The 18,847-nt window shown below is 72.5% G+C and carries 14 protein-coding genes; 7 read left to right on the top strand and 7 right to left on the bottom strand.

Going from position 1 to position 18,847, the window contains the following annotated elements; genetic code table 11:
• The 5 genes from ACFWA9_RS13445 to ACFWA9_RS13425 all read right to left on the bottom strand — a co-directional run.
• On the bottom strand, window positions 1-1,423 hold a 1,423-nt coding region (locus ACFWA9_RS13445), incomplete at its 3' end, for a glycoside hydrolase family 13 protein (RefSeq protein ID WP_380386545.1).
• A gap of 32 nt (window positions 1,424-1,455) precedes the next feature.
• On the bottom strand, window positions 1,456-2,349 hold the full coding sequence (locus ACFWA9_RS13440; protein ID WP_352288653.1) for a carbohydrate ABC transporter permease: 894 nt from the start codon (window positions 2,347-2,349) through the stop codon (window positions 1,456-1,458).
• A 111-nt stretch (window positions 2,350-2,460) separates the two neighbouring features.
• Entirely contained in the window at window positions 2,461-3,393 is a 933-nt protein-coding gene (locus ACFWA9_RS13435) for a sugar ABC transporter permease (RefSeq protein ID WP_359808120.1), read from the bottom strand.
• A gap of 96 nt (window positions 3,394-3,489) precedes the next feature.
• Window positions 3,490-4,887: an extracellular solute-binding protein gene (locus ACFWA9_RS13430; RefSeq protein ID WP_380386542.1), complete on the bottom strand. Its 1,398-nt coding sequence runs from the start codon at window positions 4,885-4,887 to the stop codon at window positions 3,490-3,492.
• Window positions 4,888-5,147: 260 nt separating this feature from the next.
• A complete protein-coding gene (locus ACFWA9_RS13425) occupies window positions 5,148-6,170 on the bottom strand; it encodes an NlpC/P60 family protein (protein WP_380386539.1) in 1,023 nt (340 codons plus the stop codon).
• Between the two features lie 364 nt (window positions 6,171-6,534).
• Between ACFWA9_RS13425 and ACFWA9_RS13420 the strand changes: the two genes are divergently transcribed.
• The 3 genes from ACFWA9_RS13420 to meaB are packed head-to-tail and all read left to right on the top strand — an operon-like array spanning window position 6,535 to window position 11,647.
• Window positions 6,535-8,442 carry a methylmalonyl-CoA mutase subunit beta gene (locus tag ACFWA9_RS13420; protein ID WP_359808123.1) on the top strand — a complete coding sequence of 636 codons (1,908 nt, stop codon included), beginning with the start codon at window positions 6,535-6,537 and terminating at the stop codon, window positions 8,440-8,442.
• Window positions 8,439-10,646 carry a methylmalonyl-CoA mutase gene (scpA, locus tag ACFWA9_RS13415; protein WP_380386602.1) on the top strand — a complete coding sequence of 736 codons (2,208 nt, stop codon included), beginning with the start codon at window positions 8,439-8,441 and terminating at the stop codon, window positions 10,644-10,646. Before ACFWA9_RS13420 ends, scpA begins: the two co-directional genes overlap by 4 nt.
• 11 nt (window positions 10,647-10,657) lie before the next feature.
• Complete coding sequence (meaB, locus tag ACFWA9_RS13410; protein ID WP_380386536.1) at window positions 10,658-11,647, top strand: methylmalonyl Co-A mutase-associated GTPase MeaB; 990 nt, start codon at window positions 10,658-10,660, stop codon at window positions 11,645-11,647.
• A 151-nt stretch (window positions 11,648-11,798) separates the two neighbouring features.
• On the opposite strand, the gene ACFWA9_RS13405 is transcribed toward meaB, so the two are convergent.
• Window positions 11,799-12,341, bottom strand: coding sequence for an ATP-binding protein (locus ACFWA9_RS13405; protein ID WP_380386599.1), 543 nt, complete (start codon window positions 12,339-12,341; stop codon window positions 11,799-11,801).
• Window positions 12,342-12,579: 238 nt separating this feature from the next.
• On the opposite strand from ACFWA9_RS13405, the gene ACFWA9_RS13400 reads away from it, so the two are divergent.
• Both ACFWA9_RS13400 and ACFWA9_RS13395 read left to right on the top strand, forming a co-directional pair.
• Complete coding sequence (locus tag ACFWA9_RS13400) at window positions 12,580-12,906, top strand: putative quinol monooxygenase (RefSeq protein ID WP_380386534.1); 327 nt, start codon at window positions 12,580-12,582, stop codon at window positions 12,904-12,906.
• Window positions 12,903-14,141 (top strand): helix-turn-helix domain-containing protein, encoded by a 1,239-nt coding sequence (locus ACFWA9_RS13395; protein WP_380386531.1) that lies wholly within the window; start codon window positions 12,903-12,905, stop codon window positions 14,139-14,141. Before ACFWA9_RS13400 ends, ACFWA9_RS13395 begins: the two co-directional genes overlap by 4 nt.
• Before the next feature lie 196 nt (window positions 14,142-14,337).
• Here ACFWA9_RS13395 and ACFWA9_RS13390 read toward each other — a convergent pair whose 3' ends face one another.
• Window positions 14,338-14,940 carry a superoxide dismutase gene (locus tag ACFWA9_RS13390; protein WP_352297941.1) on the bottom strand — a complete coding sequence of 201 codons (603 nt, stop codon included), beginning with the start codon at window positions 14,938-14,940 and terminating at the stop codon, window positions 14,338-14,340.
• A gap of 204 nt (window positions 14,941-15,144) precedes the next feature.
• Here ACFWA9_RS13390 and tsaD point away from each other — a divergent pair, with 204 nt between their 5' ends.
• Both tsaD and ACFWA9_RS13380 read left to right on the top strand, forming a co-directional pair.
• Window positions 15,145-16,212 carry a tRNA (adenosine(37)-N6)-threonylcarbamoyltransferase complex transferase subunit TsaD gene (gene tsaD, locus ACFWA9_RS13385; protein WP_380386528.1) on the top strand — a complete coding sequence of 356 codons (1,068 nt, stop codon included), beginning with the start codon at window positions 15,145-15,147 and terminating at the stop codon, window positions 16,210-16,212.
• 179 nt (window positions 16,213-16,391) lie between these two features.
• Window positions 16,392-18,707: a collagenase gene (locus ACFWA9_RS13380; RefSeq protein WP_380386525.1), complete on the top strand. Its 2,316-nt coding sequence runs from the start codon at window positions 16,392-16,394 to the stop codon at window positions 18,705-18,707.
• Window positions 18,708-18,847 lie beyond the last annotated feature (140 nt).

Raw genomic sequence — 18,847 nt, 5'->3', positions numbered from 1 at the left:
GGGGCGCGGGGCCGCGCCCCCCCCGGCGGGGGGCGCGTTTGCCGTCGTCCCCCGCCGCCGGGGGGCCCCCGGGGGGGGGGGGGGGGCGGCCCCCCCCCCCCCCCGGCTGCGGGAGCCAGGGCTCGGCCGGAGCCTGGCTGAACCCGTACGGGGGTCGGTCACCCGACCAGGGGAGCGGTACCCGGCAGCCGTCGCGGCCCGGGTCGGTACCGCCGGAGCGCAGGTGCATCGGGTCCTGGAGGCGGTCCGGCGGCAGGTCCTCGACCTCGGGCAGGCCGAGTTCCTCGCCCTGGTAGAGGTAGACCGCGCCGGGCAGGGCCAGCGAGAGCAGCGCCGCCGCCCGGGCCCGGCGCCGGCCCAGCGCCGGGTCGGTCGGGGTGCCCCAGGCCTTGGCGGCGAAGTCGAACCGGGTGTCCCGGCGGCCGTAGCGGGTGACCGTCCGGGTGACGTCGTGGTTGGCGAGCACCCAGGTGGCCGGGGCGCCGACCGGGGCGTGCAGCCCGAGCGTGGTGTCGATCGACTCGCGCAGCGCGGCCGCCTCCCAGGGGCGGGCCAGGAAGTCGAAGTTGAAGGCGGTGTGCAGCTCGTCCGGGCGCAGGTACCGGGCGAAGCGCTCGGCGTCCGGCAGCCAGACCTCGCCGACCAGGATCCGGGTGTCCGGGTAGCTGTCGGCGATGGCCCGCCAGGAGCGGTAGACGCCGTGCAGCTCCTCGCGGTCGGTGAACGGGTGCGGGTCGCGGCCCTTGACGAAGTCGGGCAGCGCCGGGTCCTTGGCCAGCAGCGCGGCGGAGTCGATCCGGACGCCGGCCGCGCCCCGGTCGAACCAGAAGCGCAGGATCTCCTCGTGCTCGGTGCGCACCCGGGGGTGGGCCCAGTTGAGGTCGGGCTGCTGGGCGGCGAACAGGTGGAGGTACCACGCGCCGTCCGCCGTCCTGGTCCACGGGCGGCCGCCGAACTCGGAGACCCAGTCGTTGGGCGGGAGTTCGCCGTCCGGGCCGCGCCCGGCGCGGAAGTGGAACAGTTCGCGCTCCGGACTGCCGGGGCCCGCCGCGAGTGCGGCCCGGAACCACGGGTGCTGGTCCGAGACGTGGTTCGGCACGATGTCCACGATGGTGCGGATGCCGTGGCCGAGCGCCTCCGCGATGAGCTGCTCGGCGTCCGCGAGGGTGCCGAACAGCGGGTCCACGCCCCGGTAGTCGGCGACGTCGTAGCCGCCGTCGGCCATCGGGGACGGGTACCAGGGGTTGAACCAGACGGCGTCGACGCCGAGGTCGGCCAGGTAGGGCAGCCTGCTGCGGACGCCGGCGAGGTCCCCCGTGCCGTCGCCGTCGGCGTCGGCGAAGCTGCGCGGGTACACCTGGTAGATCACCGCGTCGCGCCACCAGTGCGGGGTCTCGAACGGGAGCCGGGATTGCTGTCCCACGGTGGGTCCTTTCGGATCGGCGCCCGGGCCGGTCAGCCTTTGAGTCCACCCGAGGTGAGCCCGGACATGATGTTGCGTTGGAAGATCAGGAAGAAGACGACGGTCGGCGCCGAGGCGATGGCCAGGGCCGCGATGACGACGTTCTGCGGCACGCCCGTGGAGAGCGACTTGATGCCGATGTTGAGGGTCTGCCGGGCCGGGTCGGGCTGGACGAGCATCGGCCAGAGGAAGTCCTTCCAGACGTTCACCACGGCGAAGATCGAGACCACGCCGAGGATCGGCCGGGACATCGGCAGCACGATGGAGCGCAGGGCGCGCAGCGGGGTGGCCCCGTCGATCGCGGCGGCCGCCATGAGGTCCTCCGGGATGGAGTCGAAGAACCGCTTCAGCAGGAAGATGTTGAAGGCGTTGGCCACGGTCGGCAGCCAGATCGCCCAGGGCGTGTTGATCAGGTTGACGTGCAGCAGCGGCAGGTCCAGGACGGTCAGGTACTGCGGGACGACCAGCACCGCGGCCGGGATCATCAGGGTGGCCAGCATCATGCCGAGGATCAGATTGCCCAGGACGGGCCGCAGCTTGGACAGCGCGTAGGCCGCCGCCACGTCGAGGACCAGCTGGAAGGCGAGCGCGCCGAAGGCGTAGTACAGCGTGTTGAAGAGCAGCCGGCCGAGGCCGAGCCGGCTCCACGCGGTCGCGTAGGTGTCCGGGTGGAGCTCGGCGGGGAAGAGCGTGGGCGGGTTGCGGACCACCTCGGCGGTGGACTTCAGGCCGCCGGTCACCAGCCAGTACAGCGGGCCGAGGAAGACCAGGGTGAAGACCACGACGGTCACCACCAGGGTCAGCCGGTAGAGCAGGCGGCCGCGTGGGCGGTCGAGTTGGGTCTGCGAGATCAGCGTCCGGGTCTGCGGCTGCACCGGGGCTCCCATGGGTCTGGTCGGGTGTGGTCCGGGACTGGACGGCCCCGGGGCGGCCTAGGGGCGGTCGGCCCCGGGTCGGTCGGCCCCGGGTCGGTCGGCCCCGGGTCGGGCGGCCCCGGGTCAGTCGGCCTCGCGCGACAGCCGCGCGTACAGGGCGGAGAATCCGGCCAGCACCAGCAGCATGATCAGGCCGAGCGCCGAGGCGGCGCCGTAGTTGTTGAAGTTGAAGGCGTACTGGTAGACGAGGTGGACCACGGTGGTGGTGGAGCCCTGCGGCCCGTTGCCACCGGTCAGCAGGTAGGGCTCGACGAACACCTGCATGGTGGCGACGATCTGGAGCAGCAGCAGGAGCGAGAGCACCAGCCTGGTCTGCGGGACGGTCACGTGCCAGATCCGGCGCCACAGGCCGGCCCCGTCCAGTTCGGCCGCCTCGTAGAGCTCCCCCGGGATGCCCTGGAGGGCCGCCAGGTAGATCAGGGTGGCGCCGCCCATGTTCATCCAGGTGGAGGCGATGACCACGGAGAGCAGCGCGGTGTCGGGCGAGTCGAGCCAGGCCGAGGTCGGCAGGTGGAGCGCCCGCAGCACGCTGTTGAACAGCCCGTGGTCCGGGTCGTAGAAGTACTTGAAGAGCAGCACGGAGGCCACCGGCGGCATCATCACCGGCAGGTAGACCAGCACCCGCAGGTAGGCCTTGGCGTGCCGCAGCTCGTTCAGCAGCACGGCGACCAGGAACGGCACCGCGAAGCCGAACACCAGCGCCAGCAGGGTGAACACCAGGGTGTTGCGCCAGGCCTGCCAGAACGCCGGGTCCTGGAGCAGCTGGTCGACGTTGTCCAGGCCGACCCAGCTGGTCCGGCCCCGCCTGGTCCGCTGGAAGCTCATGACGACTTCACGGACCATCGGGTACCAGGTGAAGAAGCCGAAACAGAGCAGTGCGCCGAGCAGGAAGCCGTGCGCGGTGAGGTTGCGCCGCAGCCCCCGCCCCAGCCGGCCGCGCCGCCGGGGCTCGCTGGTGGGCCGGGCGGCCTTCCCGGCGACACTGATCGCTGCCATCCCTCGTTCTCCGCTTCGTCGCTGTCCGTCGCTGTCCGTCGCTGTTCACCGGTGGCCGTCGGTGGCCGGGGGCGCGGGGCCGGCCCCGCCCGTTCGCTACTGGAGGCTGGCCAGCACCTGGTTGACCTGGGTCTCGGCGTCGTTCAGCAGCTTGGCGACGTCGGCGCCCTTGTCGGTCAGCACGGCCGACATCGCGTTGTCGAGCACCTTGTAGATCTGCTGCGCGTGGGCCGGTTCGGTGCGGCCCGGCACGGACGCGGCGAGGTAGGGCGCGTAGTTCTGGACCGGGACGGTGGCGCTGGCCGCCTTCGCCCGGTTGTCCTGCTCCAGCGAGGCGCCGGTGAGGAAGAAGGGCTGCGGGAGGCCGACCGGCAGGCCGTCCGCCTTGGTCCGGGCGTAGTCGAACTGGCCCTTGCCCTGGGTGAGGAACTTGAAGTTCACCCAGGCGACGGCCGCCCTGATCTGGTCCGGGCTGGAGCCCTTCTTGACCATGTAGTCGTTGCCGCCGAGCAGCGCGGCCTTGCCGCCGGGCATCGGCCCCATGCCGTAGTCGGCGTAGTCCCCGTTGAGGGTCTGCACCATGTAGGTGATGTCGTCCGGGGCGCCGATGTACATCCCGAGCCGGTCGGTGGACATCTGGGTCATCAGGTCGGGCCACTTGAGGCTCTGCGCGGAGCCCATCGAGTCGTCGGTCCAGCGCATGTCGTACAGGGTCTGCAGGACCTGCCGGCCCTCGGCGGTGTTGAACGCGGCCTTCCGGCCGTCCTCGCCGACCATCCGGCCGCCCAGCCCGTACAGCTCGGCGGTGAAGTGCCAGCCGCCCTGGTTGGTCGCGCTGTAGTCGCCGTAGCCGTTGATCCCGTTGCCGAGCGCGGCGATCCGCTTCGCGGCCTCGCGGATCTCCGGCCAGGTCGTGGGGGGCTTGTCCGGGTCGAGCCCGGCCTGCTTGAACAGCTTGCGGTTGTAGAGCAGGCCCAGCTTGTAGTTCGAGGTGGGCAGGCCGTAGAGCTTGTCGCCGTCCTTGAGCGTGGCGAGCACCGAGGGGTCGATGTCCTTCAGCGCCGGCACGGTCGTCTCGTCGACGTAGGCGGAGATGTCCTCGGCCGCGCCCTCGTCCAGCACCTGGTCGAGGTCGGTGAAGTAGGTGTAGAAGACGTCGGTCTGGGTCCGGCCCTTGAGCTGGGCGGTGAACGGCGCGGGCTCCTCGCAGGGCGAGGCGTCCTTGCTGGTGATCGTGACGTTCGGGTAGCGCTGGTGGAACGCCTCGACGTCCTCGGCCCACTGCTTGCGCTCGGCGGCCTTGGTGACCGGGGGCTGGCAGTCGACGCTGATGGTGACCTTCGCGTTCGGGTCCAGGGTCGAGCCGGCGCCGCCCGACGGCGCCACGCCGGCTGCCCCGCTGTCGTCCGAACTGCCGCACGCGGCAAGGGAGAAGGCCAGTCCTGCGGCCACGGCGGCGGCGGCGGTTCTCCGGCGGAGCCCGGTTCTGTTCATGGCGGACGGCCCTTCTGCAGGCATGGGTGGTGGGGGCGCCGCGGTGCTCGTCCGGCGGCTCCGCCACTTAACCACCGCGCAACAGAGGGCCACAAGATGTCGACAGGACTTTGCAAGAAATCGACTTCATAACGTCAGATCAACATCAGGGACGCCGAACGGCGAACGCCCCCGGTCGGAACCGGGGGCGTTCGGCAGGTCGGACGGCGGGTCGGTGTGGGGCGGGTGGGCGGGTCGGGCGGCGGGTCGACGGCCCGCCGCTACAGGCGGACGGCGCCGACGTACGGCATCACGTCGATCGGCAGCACCTCGACGTTCTTGCCGGTGCGCGGCGCGTGGATCATCTTGCCCTCGCCGATGTAGAGGCCGACGTGGTGCAGGTCCGGGTAGAAGAAGACGAGGTCACCGGGCTGGAGGTCGCCGCGGGCGACCCGCAGGCCGGTCTTCCACTGGTCCTGCGAGATCCGGGGCAGCTTGACGTCGGCGGCCCGCCAGGCCGCGCCGGTCAGACCGGAGCAGTCGAAGCCGGCGGGTCCGGTGGCGCCCCAGACGTAGGGCTTGCCGAGCTGCGCGTAGGCGAACCGGACGGCCGCCGCGGCCCGGCCGGTGGCCGGGCCGTCGTAGGCGGGGCGCTCGGTGGCCCGGGACGCCCGGCCGGCGGCGTCCTGGGCGTTGACCTTGGCCCGGTCGGCGGCACTGAGCCGGTTCAGCAGCGCCTGCGCCGCGGCGAGCTTCCCCTGGATCGCCTTCTTCTCCGCGGCCAGCGCGGCGCCGGCCGCGTCGAGCTCGGCGAGGGTGGCGGCGGCCTCGGCGCGGTCCTGGTCGAGCCGGCGCTGCTCGCTGCGGGCCTGCGCGAGCAGCGCGGCCTGGGAGCCGAGGACCTGGTTCTGCGCCGAGGCCTTGGCCAGGTAGCCGCCAGGGTCGGAGTCGAGCATCAGCCGCACGGACGGGTCGATGCCGCCGGTGCGGTACTGCTCGGCGGCGACGGCGCCCAGCCGGGTGCGCAGCTCGTTCATCGCCTCCTGGCCCCGGGCCACCTCGTCCTGGATCCGGTTGGCCTCGCCCTGGAGCCGCTGCTGCTTCTCCTGGAAGCCGTTGTGGCGCTCGATCGACTGTTCGGCCTCCTCGTTGAGCCGGTCGACCTGCGCCTTGACGGCGTCGGGCGTGGGCGCGGGCTCGGCCTGCGCGGTACCGGCCGCGAGCACCGCGCCGCCCGCCAGCGCCGTGCTCATGACCGCCATCCGGGCCCGACCGGGCGGGCTGGGCTTTCGGCGCTTTCCCATGGCGGTGGGCTCCTTCACGTGGCACGGCGGCACGACGGCGCGTCACCCCGGCCGGCGGGCCCCGCGAACGGGACCGGACGGGACAGGAGTGGGCAGGGCAGGGCGAAGCAGGCGCAGGGGTACATCCCCGACGGCTTCTACTAAGCAACTTAATAGATAGCCGGCACGGTTCCGCAACCCGCCCGCCGTGGCGCGCCCCCGGCCCGGCCGCGCCACTGTCCACACCCTGAGAAACTCCCCGACCGGTTTCCCCCGCAGTTGGACGCCGCCGACCCCTCTGAAGTGCGAGGAAGCGGAAAGCGAGGGCAAGGTCACACCCTCGGCCTCTGCTGCGCCGACGCAAACGAGCGCTAACCTGCGGGGCATGACGGTCCCGCCCGAAGGGCTTCCCCTGGCCGCCGAATTCCCGGCCGCACACCGCGAGCAGTGGCAGCACCTCGTCGAGAGCGTGCTGCGAAAGTCGGGTGCGCAGCCCGCGGACGGCGCAGCGGCCGAGCAGGCGCTCACCACCGCACTCCAGGACGGGCTGCGCGCCCGCCCGCTGTACACCGCCGAGGACTCCCCGGCCGAGCCCGGCTACCCCGGCTTCCCGCCGTTCGTCCGCGGCGGCCGGCCGCAGGGCAGCACGGTCTCCGGCTGGGACGTCCGCCAGCGGCACACCGATCCGGACCCGCGCCGGGCCAACGAGGCCGTGCTGGCCGATCTGGAGAACGGCGGCAGCTCGCTCTGGCTGGAGCTGGGCGGCGACGCCCTGCCGGTCGCGGCCCTGCCCGACGTGCTGACCGGCGTCTACCTCGACCTGGCCGGCATCGTGCTCGACGCCGGCCCGGAATTCGCCGAAGCCGCCGAGCAGTTGTTCAAGCTCTACGAGGAGCGCGAGGTGTCCGCCGGCGCCGCCGCGGGCAACCTCGGCGCCGACCCGCTGGGCCTCCAGGCCCGCACCGGCCAGGCCGGGCGCACCGAGGCGCTGCTCACCGGGGCCACCGCCCTCGCGGCCCGCTGCGCCGCGGGCTTCCCGGGCCTGCGCGCCCTCGTCGTCGACGCCCTCCCCTACCACGAGGCCGGCGCCTCCCCCGCGCAGGAGCTCGGCTGCTCCCTCGCCACCGGTGTCGCCTACCTGCGGGCCCTCACCGCCGCCGGGCTGCCGGTCGACGCCGCGCTCGGCCAGCTGGAGTTCCGCTACGCGGCCGACGCCGACCAGTTCCTGACGATCGCCAAGTTCCGGGCCGCGCGCCGGCTCTGGGCCCGGGTGGCCGAGGTGTCGGGGGCCGCGCCGGAGGCCTCGGCGCAGCGCCAGCACGCCGTCACCTCCGCCGTGATGATGACGGAGCGCGACCCGTGGGTGAACATGCTGCGCACCACGGTGGCCTGCCTGGCCGCCGGGGTCGGCGGCGCGGACGCGGTGAGCGTCCAGCCGTTCGACAGCGCGGTCGGCCTGTCCGACGCCTTCGCCCGCCGGATCGCCCGCAACACCCAGGCGATCCTGCTGGAGGAGTCGCACCTGGCCCGGGTCGTCGACCCGGCCGGCGGCTCCTGGTACGTGGAGCGGCTGACCGACGAGCTCGCGCACGCCGCCTGGGCCTGGTTCCAGGAGATCGAGCGGGCCGGCGGCCAGCAGGCCGCCCTGGGCTCCGGCCTGGTCGGCGAGCGGATCGCCGCCACCTGGGCGGAGCGCTCGGTGGCGCTCGCCAAGCGGCGCGAACCCATCACCGGCGTCAGCGAGTTCCCGAACCTCGGCGAGCAGCCGCTGGTCCGCGAGCCGGCCCCGGCCGGGCCCGGCGGCGGTCTGCCGCGGGTGCGCCGGTCCGAGGCCTACGAGGCGCTGCGCGCCCGCTCGGACGCCCGGCTGGCCGCCACCGGCGCCCGGCCGGCGCTCTTCCTGGCCTCGCTCGGGACGGCCTCCGCGCACACCGCGCGGACCACCTTCGCGGCCAACCTGTTCCAGGCCGGCGGCATCGCGACCACCTCCGCCGAGACCGCGCTGACCGGGCCGGACGTCGCGGCCGCGGCCGCCGGGGCGTTCACCGCCTCCGGCGCCCGGGTGGCCTGCCTCTGCTCCAGCGACCAGGTGTACGGCGAGCACGCCGAGGCGGTGGCCGCCGCGCTCAAGGCCGCCGGCGCCCGGCGGGTGCTGCTGGCCGGCCGGCCCGGCGAGCGGCGCGAGGCGTACGAGCGGGCGGGCGTGGACGGGTTCGTCTTCGCGGGCGGCGACGCCGTCGCGGTCCTGACCTCGCTCCTGGACGAGATCACCGACGAAAGCGGAGTGGCCTGATGATCCCCGACTTCACCGGAATCGGGCTGGACGCGGACGGCCGCTCGGACGTCACCGGCGAGCAGTGGCGCGCCTCCTGGCGGCAGGCGACCGGCAAGGACGTCGACGAGCAGCTCTGGGACACCCCCGAGGGCATCGGCGTCAAGCCGCTCTACACCGCGGACGACCTGGCGGGCCTGGACTTCCTGGGCACCTACCCCGGCATCGCCCCGTACCTGCGCGGCCCGTACCCGACGATGTACGTCAACCAGCCGTGGACGGTCCGGCAGTACGCCGGCTTCTCCACCGCCGAGGAGTCCAACGCCTTCTACCGCCGCAACCTGGCGGCCGGTCAGAAGGGCCTGTCGGTCGCGTTCGACCTGCCGACCCACCGCGGCTACGACAGCGACCACCCGCGGGTCACCGGCGACGTCGGCATGGCCGGCGTGGCGATCGACTCCATCTACGACATGCGCCAGCTCTTCGACGGCATCCCGCTGGACAAGATGTCGGTGTCGATGACCATGAACGGCGCGGTGCTGCCCGTCCTGGCGCTGTACATCGTCGCGGCCGAGGAGCAGGGGGTGGCGCCCGAGAAGCTCGCGGGGACCATCCAGAACGACATCCTCAAGGAGTTCATGGTCCGCAACACCTACATCTACCCGCCGCAGCCGTCGATGCGGATCATCTCGGACATCTTCGCGTACACCTCGCAGAAGATGCCGCGGTACAACTCGATCTCCATCTCCGGCTACCACATCCAGGAGGCCGGGGCCACCGCCGACCTGGAGCTGGCCTACACCCTGGCCGACGGCGTGGAGTACCTGCGGGCGGGCCTGGACGTCGGGCTGGACGTGGACGCCTTCGCGCCGCGCCTGTCGTTCTTCTGGGCGATCGGGATGAACTTCTTCATGGAGGTCGCCAAGCTGCGCGCGGCCCGGCTGCTCTGGGCCAAGCTGGTCAAGCAGTTCGACCCGAAGAACGCCAAGTCGCTGTCGCTGCGCACCCACTCGCAGACCTCCGGCTGGTCGCTGACCGCGCAGGACGTGTTCAACAACGTCACCCGCACCTGCGTCGAGGCGATGGCGGCCACCCAGGGCCACACCCAGTCGCTGCACACCAACGCGCTCGACGAGGCGCTGGCGCTGCCGACCGACTTCTCGGCCCGGATCGCCCGCAACACCCAGCTGCTGCTCCAGCAGGAGTCCGGCACCTGCCGGTCGATCGACCCGTGGGGCGGCTCCGCGTACGTCGAGAAGCTGACCCACGACCTGGCCCGCCGCGCCTGGCAGCACATCCAGGAGGTGGAGGCGGCCGGCGGCATGGCCAAGGCCATCGACGCGGGCATCCCCAAGCTGCGCGTGGAGGAAGCGGCCGCCCGCACCCAGGCCCGGATCGACTCCGGCCGCCAGCCGGTGATCGGCGTCAACAAGTACCGGGTGGACAGCGACGAGCAGATCGACGTGCTCAAGGTCGACAACTCCTCGGTGCGCACCCGCCAGATTGAGAAGCTGCGCCGGCTGCGCGAGGAGCGCGACGAGGCCGTCACCCAGGCCGCCCTGCACGCGCTCACCCGGGCCGCCGAGGCCGGTCCTCAGCGCGGCGGCGGCCTGGACGGCAACCTGCTCGCGCTGGCCGTGGACGCGGCCCGCGCCAAGGCCACCGTCGGCGAGATCTCGGACGCCCTGGAGAAGGTGTACGGCCGGCACTCGGGCCAGATCCGTACCATTTCTGGTGTGTACCGAGACGAAGCCGGGCCGTCGGCCCCCCTCCAGCGCACCCGTGACCTGGTCGAGCGGTTCGAGCGGGCCGAGGGCCGGCGTCCGCGCATCCTGGTCGCCAAGATGGGCCAGGACGGCCACGACCGCGGCCAGAAGGTCATCGCCACCGCCTTCGCCGACCTCGGCTTCACGGTCGACGTCGGTCCGCTGTTCCAGACCCCGGCGGAGGTCGCCCGCCAGGCCGTCGAGGCGGACGTGCACATCGTCGGCGTCTCCTCGCTGGCCGCCGGCCACCTCACCCTGGTGCCGGCGCTGCGCGCCGAACTCGCCGAGGCAGGCCGGGAGGACATCACCATCGTGGTCGGCGGGGTCATCCCCCCGGGCGACTTCGAGGCCCTCTACGAGGCCGGGGCGGCCGCCGTCTTCCCGCCCGGCACGGTGATCCCGGAGGCCGCCTTCGACCTGCTGAAGTCGCTCGCCGCCGACCTCGGCCACGAGTTGTGAGCCGCTGAACGATGGCGCCCCGGACGATCGACCTCGACCAGTACGCCCAGGGGGTGCGGGAGGGTTCGCGCGCGTTCATCGCGCGGGCCATCACCCTCGTGGAGTCCACCCGGCCCGACCACCGCGCGCTGGCGCAGCAGTTGCTCACCCGGCTGCTGCCGCACGCGGGCGGCGCGGTCCGGGTGGGCATCACCGGCGTCCCCGGTGTCGGCAAGTCGACCTTCATCGACGCCTTCGGCACCCGGCTCACCGCCCTCGGGCACAAGGTCGCGGTGCTCGCCGTCGACCCGACGTCCAGCCGGACCGGCGGCTCGATCCTGGGTGACAAGACCCGGATGGAGCGGCTCGCGGTCGACCCCGCCGCCTTCGTCCGCCCCTCCCCCACCTCCGGCACGCTGGGCGGGGTGGCCCGGGCCACCCGGGAGTCGATGGTGGTGATGGAGGCCGCCGGCTACGACGTGGTCCTCATCGAGACGGTCGGCGTCGGGCAGTCGGAGACCGCGGTCGCGGGCATGGTGGACTCCTTCCTGCTGCTCTCGCTGGCCCGCACCGGGGACCAGCTCCAGGGCATCAAGAAGGGCGTGCTGGAGCTCGCCGACGTGATCGCCGTCAACAAGGCGGACGGCCCGCACGAGATCGACGCCAAGGCCGCCGCCCGCGAACTCGCCGGCGCGCTGCGGCTGTTGCAGGCCCCGGACGCGCCGTGGACGCCGCCGGTGCTCACCTGCAGCGGCCGCGACGGCACCGGCCTGGACACCCTGTGGGAGCGGTTGCAGCAGCACCGCAAGGTCCTCGACGCGACCGGCGCGCTGGAGGCCCGCCGCCGCGACCAGCAGGTCGAGTGGACCTGGACGATGGTCCACGACCAGCTCTTCGCCCAGCTCCACGAACACCCCGAGGTCCGCCGCCTGGCCCCCGCCCTGGAACGCGAGGTCCGCGAGGGCACCCTCCCGGCGAGCCTGGCGGCGCAGCGCCTCCTGGACGCCTTCCGCACCCCCTGACCAACGGCCGACGGCCCCGGACCGCACGCGGTCCGGGGCCGTCGCACTACCGCCCGCGCCGGGTCAGCCGACCGGCTCCGCGTCGACACTCGGACCACCGCCGCGCCCGCCCTCACTGGTCAGCGGTCCCACCCCACGCCGAACCCGGCCGTCACAACGGCGGAGAATAAGAACCACCACACCGCGTGCGACGGTCGACCTGTCGGGGCCCGCCACTACGCCGCCTCGGGCAGCGCGCGAAGGCCGTACGCCGTGCCCCATCCGCGGGTGGGGCACGGCGGTTCACGACTCTCCAGGAACTCGAACCAGACCACCTTGCCCGCGCCCACCGGCTGCCACCCCAGGCGTGCGCCAACGCCTCCACCAACAACAGTCCGCGCCCACCGCACGATCCGGCGTCCCGCTCCTGTCGCGGGAGCACCACGGACCCATCGGCGACCTCCACCCGCAACCGTCCGGCACGACGCCGGACGGTCACCACGCAGCGCTCCGCAGTGTGCACCAGCGCGTTCGCGATCACCTCGCTCGCACAGAGTTCCACGTCCTGGAGCGCATCGGGTGGGAGCGGCACGCCCCAGTCCCGCACGATGGCCATCACCATCCGCCGCGCCGCCGGTACCGCCTCCACCCCCGGCGGTACACCCCACTCCAACGGAACCGGAAACCGTGCGGTGCCGAGCGGACTGACGATCATGTTCCACCCCATTGCTCCTCCATCGCTCCGGGTGGATCGGAGCGCCAACGGCCCTCCGATCCACCCACGGGGTAGTGGCCGCCGGTGGACGACGGCGAGAAGAAACTCCATCAGTCGCACTCGGCAACTGGTTCGCGACCCAAAGTAGTCATAGAGAATCTGCGAGTCAAGAAGACCTGCTACTCGCAGTCCTTCATCGAGTCGTGCAAGACTCAGCCGATACAGGAAGGGGAGTTCCATGGGATTCGGTCTTGTTGTGCGCTTCGTCGCTCGCGACGCGGCGGCGGCCCGGGCCTTCGACGAGCTGGCGGGGGAGGCACTCCAAGGGATTCGTTCCGAGGAGCCCGGCACCCTCGTCTACGTCAACCACACGGTGCCGGAGGAACCACACGTTCGAGTCTTCTACGAGCTGTACGCCGACCGCGAAGCGTTCGAGGCGCATGAACGCCAACCGCACGTCCGCCGGTTCCTGGCAGAGCGTGGCCAGTACCTCGAATCGTTCGAGGTCACGTTCCTGGACGAGATCGCCGGCAAGGGCTCGTCCGGCGACCCGGCCGCCCGGTGAGCCCTGAGGAGCGGCGGGCGTTCGGCGCCCGGGTCGCCCAGCTCCGCAAGAGTCGCGGACTGAAGCAGGAACAACTCGCCGCTGCCATCAGCCGAACAGCCAGCTGGGTGTCGCAGGTCGAGCGGGGTGTTCAGCCGGTGGTCCGCCTCGACGTCCTCCAGTTGCTGGCGAACGGCCTCGGCGTGTCCGTTCAGACGCTGCGGCCCGAGGCACCGTCACCCGCTGTACCCGCGCTCTCGACTGCGGACCGGTCCAACGACCTTGACCTGGTGCGGCTGTCGCTCTCGGGGCATCCAGCTCTCGATCTGCTGCTCGGTGAGAGCCTCCTGCCGGAAGATCCCGACCTCGACGGGCTCGCCGTCGCCGTCCAGGACCTCTGGGACCTGACACACAGCGCGCGATTCGCCGAGTTGAGCACGGCCATCGCCGATGTCATGCCACAACTGGAAAGGGCATCACGGACGGCGGCCCCGGCAGCACGCCCAGCGGTCCACATCCTCCTCAGCCAGGCCTACCAGGCTGTCGCAGCCGCGTTCGTCCGCCAGGACGAAGCCGATGCGGCGTGGGTGGCGGCCGATCGAGCCGTCCAAGCGGCCGAGAAGTCCGGGCAGCCCCTGCACGTGTGCGCCGGCATCTATCGGCTGGCCCACGCGTTCGTCCGGCTTCAGCGGCTGGACCAGGCAGAACACGCAGCCGGAGGTGCGGTGGCCGCCCTGCGGTCATACGTCTCAACAACCGACCCGCCGCCGGAGGCCCTCTCCGTACTCGGCGCTCTCCACCTGGTTCTCGCGTTGGCCGCGGCTCGCGCCGGCCAACGCGACCGGGCACGGAACGAACTCGACAACGCCCGCGCGGTCGCGGCTCGACTCGGCGAGGACCGCAACGACTTCCATCTGGAGTTCGGCCCCACCAATGTCGAGATCCAGGCCGTCTCGACGGCCGTCGAGCTCGGCGACGCGGGCGAGGCCCTGGACCTGGGCCACCGCATCGACGCCGGGCGACTCTCGCCCGAGCGGAGGTCCAGGCTCCTGGTCGACCTCGGAAGAGCGCACGCGCAGAGGCGCCACCTCGGCGAGGCCCTCGACTGCCTGCTGCGCGCCGAGGAGCTGGCCCCGGAGAACGTCCGGGCCCACGTGGCGGCACGGGAGACCATCCGTGAACTCATCCTCGTCGCAGGCCGAAGCGCACCACCGGAGCTGGTGAAGCTCGCCAAACGCACGAACGCGGCGGGGTGACGGGATCACGGGCCATCGCGGGCTGACCATCGAGGTCGAGGATCCGGTCCGGCGGCTGCCGGCGGACGCGCACTCGACGGGTGATCCGAGCCGGCTGACCGTGGCTTCCCGCATCGCGGACGGCGCCCGCAGATGAACGGCCGACGGCCCCGGACCGCACGCGGTCCGGGGCCGTCGCACTACCGCCCGCGCCGGGTCAGGCCGCGGTGGCCGCCGCGAAGCGGGTGGAGACGTCCTGCCAGTTGACGACGTCCCAGAGCTTGGTGACGTAGTCCGGGCGGACGTTGCGGTACTGCAGGTAGTACGCGTGCTCCCAGGCGTCGAAGGCGAGCAGCGGGGTGGTGCCCTGGCCGACGTTGCCGTGGTGGTCGTAGACCTGCTCGACGATCAGGCGCTTGCCCAGCGGCTCCCAGGAGAGGATGCCCCAGCCGGAGCCCTGGACGCCGGTGGTGGCGGTGGTGAGCTGCTTCTTGAAGGCCTCGAAGCCGCCGAAGTGCTCGGTGATGGCGTCGGCCAGCGCGCCCTCGGGGCGGTCGCCGCCCTCCGGCGAGAGGTTCTCCCAGAAGAGCGAGTGCAGCACGTGGCCGGACAGGTGGAAGGCGAAGGTCTTCTGCAGGCCGACCAGGCCGCCGAACTGCTCCTTGTCGCGCGCCTCGGCGAGCTGCTCCAGGGTGTCGTTGGCGCCCTTGACGTACGCCGCGTGGTGCTTCGAGTGGTGCAGCTCCAGGATCTCTGCGGACATCGCCCGCTCCAGCGCGGAGTAGTCGTACGGCAGGTCGGGAAGCGTGTAGGTGCCCATCAGGACACGGCCCCTTTCGGCGAGTTCAACGATGACGATCGTGCCGGAAACACACTATTGCGTATCAGTTGCAGAAACGAAGCATGGGCTCCTGCATATTCGTCACACCCCGAGGGATGCCCCCTGCCACACCTATTGCACAATGGTCGCAACTGCGTAACTAGTGCAGTACGAGTCGGAGCAACGAAGGTCGGGTGGACGAGGGTGGCCGGATCGCCGGTGGTGCTGGGGATCGAATCGTCCTGCGACGAGACCGGCGCCGGGCTGGTGCGCGACGGCGTCCTGCTGGGCCAGGCGGTGGCGTCCAGCATGGACGAGCACGCCCGCTTCGGCGGCGTGGTGCCCGAGATCGCCGCCCGCGCGCACGTGCACGCGATGGCGCCGGTGGTCCGCGAGGCGCTCGACCGGGCCGGGCTCACCCTCGCCGACGTCGGCGCCGTCGCCGTGACGGCCGGCCCCGGGCTCTCCGGCGCGCTCCAGGTCGGCGTGGCCGCCGCCAAGGGGTACGCCTTCTCGCTCGGCGTCCCGCTCTACGGGGTCCACCACCTGGCCGGGCACGTCGCCGCCGCGACACTGGACGGCGGGCCGCTGCCGAACCCCTGTGTGGTGCTGATCGTCTCCGGCGGCCACACCTCCCTGCTGCTGGTCCGCGACCTCGCCCGGGACCGGATCGTCCACCTCGGCGACACGCTGGACGACGCGGCCGGCGAGTGCTTCGACAAGGTCGCCCGGATCCTCGGCCTGCCCTACCCCGGCGGCCCCGCCGTCGACCGCGCCGCCCGCGACGGCGACCCGCGCGCCGTCCGGCTGCCGCGCCCGCTCACCGGGCCGCATGACGACCCGTACGCGTTCTCCTTCTCCGGCCTCAAGACCGCCGCCGCCCGCTGGGTCGAGGCGCGGCGCGCCACCGGCGGCGCGCCCAACGTCCCCGACGCGGCCGCCGCGCTCCAGGAGGCGATCGCCGACGTACTGACCCGCAAGGCCGTCCGCGCCTGTACCGACCACGGCATCACCACCCTGGTGGTGGTCGGCGGCGTCGCGGCCAACTCCCGCGTCCGGGAGCTGGCCGAGCGGCGCTGCGCCTCGGCCGGGATCACCCTGCGGGTGCCGCCGCTGCGGCTGTGCACCGACAACGGCGCGATGGTCGCCGCCATCGGCGACCTGCTGGTGCGGGCGGGCGCCGCTCCGGCACCGGCCGACCTCTCGATCGACCCGTCCGCCCCGCTGGAGTTCGCGGCGCTCACCCCGCTCGCGGCGACCCGGGCCGCCTGACCCGCTCCCTCCGCGCCGCCCCTGCCCCGACCGCCTCCTGACAACGTTTCGGTTGCGGCGGGGGGCAATCCGATCCGGGGTCTTCCCGCCGCCGTGCGACATGTGCCATTTTACATGTCACACATCGGCGGTCGCGTCCCCAACAACGCGGCCACGAACGGCCCCGGAGGCCCCCACAGATGCGTCCCTCCCGGATATCCAAGGCCACCCTGCGCAGAGTGCCCGCACTCGGCGCGGCCTTCTTCCTCGCGCTCGGCCTGTTCGCCCCCCAGAGCCACGCCGCCCCGGTCGGCCCGGCCGCGCCCGCCAAGGCCGCCGCCGGAGCCACCCCGGCGTCCGCGCCGAAGGCGATCCCGGTGCCCAAGTCCCCCGACGCGAGCACCGGCGACCGCCCGCTCGCCGCCGAGAGCACCGGAAGGGCGAGCACCGCCCACCCGGCCACCGAGGCCGCGCCGGCCGCCGACAGCAAGGGCGGCAAGAGCGCCAAGCAGCTCTCCGCGGCTCCGGCGGCCGTCGACTGCAACCTCTCCGGTGTGCTCGGCGCCTCGGGCGGCGCACTGGTCCAGCAGCTCACCGCGCTCCCCGACGTGACCTGCACCTACCCGCTGTTCAACCTCACCGGGGCGGACGCGGGCAAGGTCTTCCGCGAGGCCCAGATGGTGACCGTCGCCGACGCGCTGCGCACCGCCTCGGCCGGCTACGCGGGCAACAACAGCGCCTCGATCGGCCAGCTGGTGATGTTCCTGCGGGCCGGCTACTACGTGCAGGAGAACAACGCCGCCTCCGTCGGCGGCTACGGCGCCCCGCTGCAGACCTCGATCCGCGGCGCGCTGGACGCCTTCTTCGCCGCCCCGCACAGCCAGGACGTCACCGAGGCCAACGGCGCCACCCTCAACGAGGCCGTCACGCTGATCGACAGCTCGCACGAGAACGGCCGGTACGCCGGCGTCGTCAAGCGGCTGCTCGCCGGCTACACCAGCACCTGGCCGGCCTCGATGGACCTCGCCGTGCAGCACGTCGAGTGGGTCATCGAGAGCGGCTTCGACCTGGAGCACGGCGACCGCGGCTTCGTCGCCGCCCTCCAGGCCGACCCGTCGATCGCCACCGCCTGGGCCGGCTTCGTCACCCGCAACGGCGCGATGCTCAACGGCGGTGACGTCGTCACCCGGATCGGCATGCAGCTCGGCAACCTGGTCGCCGTGGACGGCCTCCGGGCCCAGGGCCGCCCCCTGGTCAAGGACCTGATCAACCGCTACCCGCTGGTCGGCGCCACCGGCCCGCTCACCATGAACCTGGTCTGGTTCACCGAGAAGAAGGACGCCGGCAACTGCACCGTCTACGGCACCTGTGACCTGCCCAAGCGGCTCGTCCCGCTGGTGCTCACCGTCGACCACACCTGCAACGCCAACCTGCGCATCCGCGCCCAGGACATGACGGCCCAGCAACTGGCCGACACCTGCACCAGCCTGGTCAACGAGGACGCCGCCTTCCACAAGGTCATCAAGGACAACGGTCCGATCCCCGGCGACCTGAACACCAGCCTGGAGGTCGTCGCCTTCGACGACTACTACAACTACTCGCTGTACGCCTGGCTCATGTACAACATCGCGGTCGACAACGGCGGCATGTACGAGGAGGGCAACCCGGCCGCGGCCGGCAACCAGGCCCGCTTCATCGCCCACGAGGCCGACTGGCTGCGCCCCGCCTTCCAGATCTGGAACCTCAACCACGAGTACACCCACTACCTCGACGGCCGCTACAACATGGCCGGTGACTTCGAGGCCGGGATGACCACCCCGACCATCTGGTGGGTCGAGGGCATCGCCGAGTACATCTCGTACAGCTACCGCGGCGAGCGCTACGCCGCCGCCATCACCGAGGCCGGCAAGGGCACCTACAAGCTGAGCACCCTCTTCGACACCACCTACGACAACGCCGACTCGACGCGGATCTACAACTGGGGCTACCTGGCCGTCCGCTACATGCTCCAGTCGCACCCGCAGGACGTCAACGCGCTGCTCGCCAAGTACCGGGTCGGCGACTGGGCCGGCGCCCGCACCCTGCTCACCTCCACCATCGGCACCCGGTACGACGCCGACTTCGCGAGCTGGCTGACCGCCTGCGCGGCCGACAACTGCGGCACCCTGCCCGCCGACCGGGCCCCGCTCTGCGGCGCCGCCGACACCCGCCAGTTCGACAAGAACTGCCGCCGGGACAACGTCGCCGCCGCCACCGGCAACTACAGCTACAGCTTCCTGTACCTGCCCGCCGGCGTGAAGCAGCTGACCGTCACCACCACCGGCGGCTCCGGCAACGCCGACCTGTACTACAACGGCGGCAGCTGGGCCACCACCGGCTCCTACCTGGCGAAGTCCGCCAACGCCGGGAACGGCGAGACGCTGACGATCACCAACCCGCCGTCCGGCTGGGTCTACTTCAGCCTCTACGCCCAGCAGGGCTTCAACGGCGCCACCGTCACCACGCAGTACCAGTAGGCACCACGCAGTAGGCACCGCTCGCACCCGGCACGGCCGGGGGGGGGGCCCCCCCCCCCCCGGGGCCCCCCCCCCCCCCCCGCCCCCCCCCCCCCCCCCCCCCCCCCCCCCCCCCCCCCCCCCCCCCGGCCCCCCCCCCC

The sequence above is a fragment of the Kitasatospora sp. NPDC059973 genome (genome assembly GCF_042737525.1).
Lineage (GTDB): Bacteria > Actinomycetota > Actinomycetes > Streptomycetales > Streptomycetaceae > Kitasatospora.
This window is presented reverse-complemented; position numbering and strand designations above follow the sequence as displayed.

Coding starts and splice junctions, on each gene's coding strand:
- ACFWA9_RS13440 (WP_352288653.1), bottom strand. CDS start 2,349: ATGGGAGCCCCGGTGCAGCCGCAGACCCGGACGCTGATCTCGCAGACC.
- ACFWA9_RS13435 (WP_359808120.1), bottom strand. CDS start 3,393: ATGGCAGCGATCAGTGTCGCCGGGAAGGCCGCCCGGCCCACCAGCGAG.
- ACFWA9_RS13430 (WP_380386542.1), bottom strand. CDS start 4,887: ATGAACAGAACCGGGCTCCGCCGGAGAACCGCCGCCGCCGCCGTGGCC.
- ACFWA9_RS13425 (WP_380386539.1), bottom strand. CDS start 6,170: ATGGGAAAGCGCCGAAAGCCCAGCCCGCCCGGTCGGGCCCGGATGGCG.
- ACFWA9_RS13420 (WP_359808123.1), top strand. CDS start 6,535: ATGACGGTCCCGCCCGAAGGGCTTCCCCTGGCCGCCGAATTCCCGGCC.
- meaB (WP_380386536.1), top strand. CDS start 10,658: ATGGCGCCCCGGACGATCGACCTCGACCAGTACGCCCAGGGGGTGCGG.
- ACFWA9_RS13405 (WP_380386599.1), bottom strand. CDS start 12,341: ATGATCGTCAGTCCGCTCGGCACCGCACGGTTTCCGGTTCCGTTGGAG.
- ACFWA9_RS13400 (WP_380386534.1), top strand. CDS start 12,580: ATGGGATTCGGTCTTGTTGTGCGCTTCGTCGCTCGCGACGCGGCGGCG.
- ACFWA9_RS13390 (WP_352297941.1), bottom strand. CDS start 14,940: ATGGGCACCTACACGCTTCCCGACCTGCCGTACGACTACTCCGCGCTG.
- ACFWA9_RS13380 (WP_380386525.1), top strand. CDS start 16,392: ATGCGTCCCTCCCGGATATCCAAGGCCACCCTGCGCAGAGTGCCCGCA.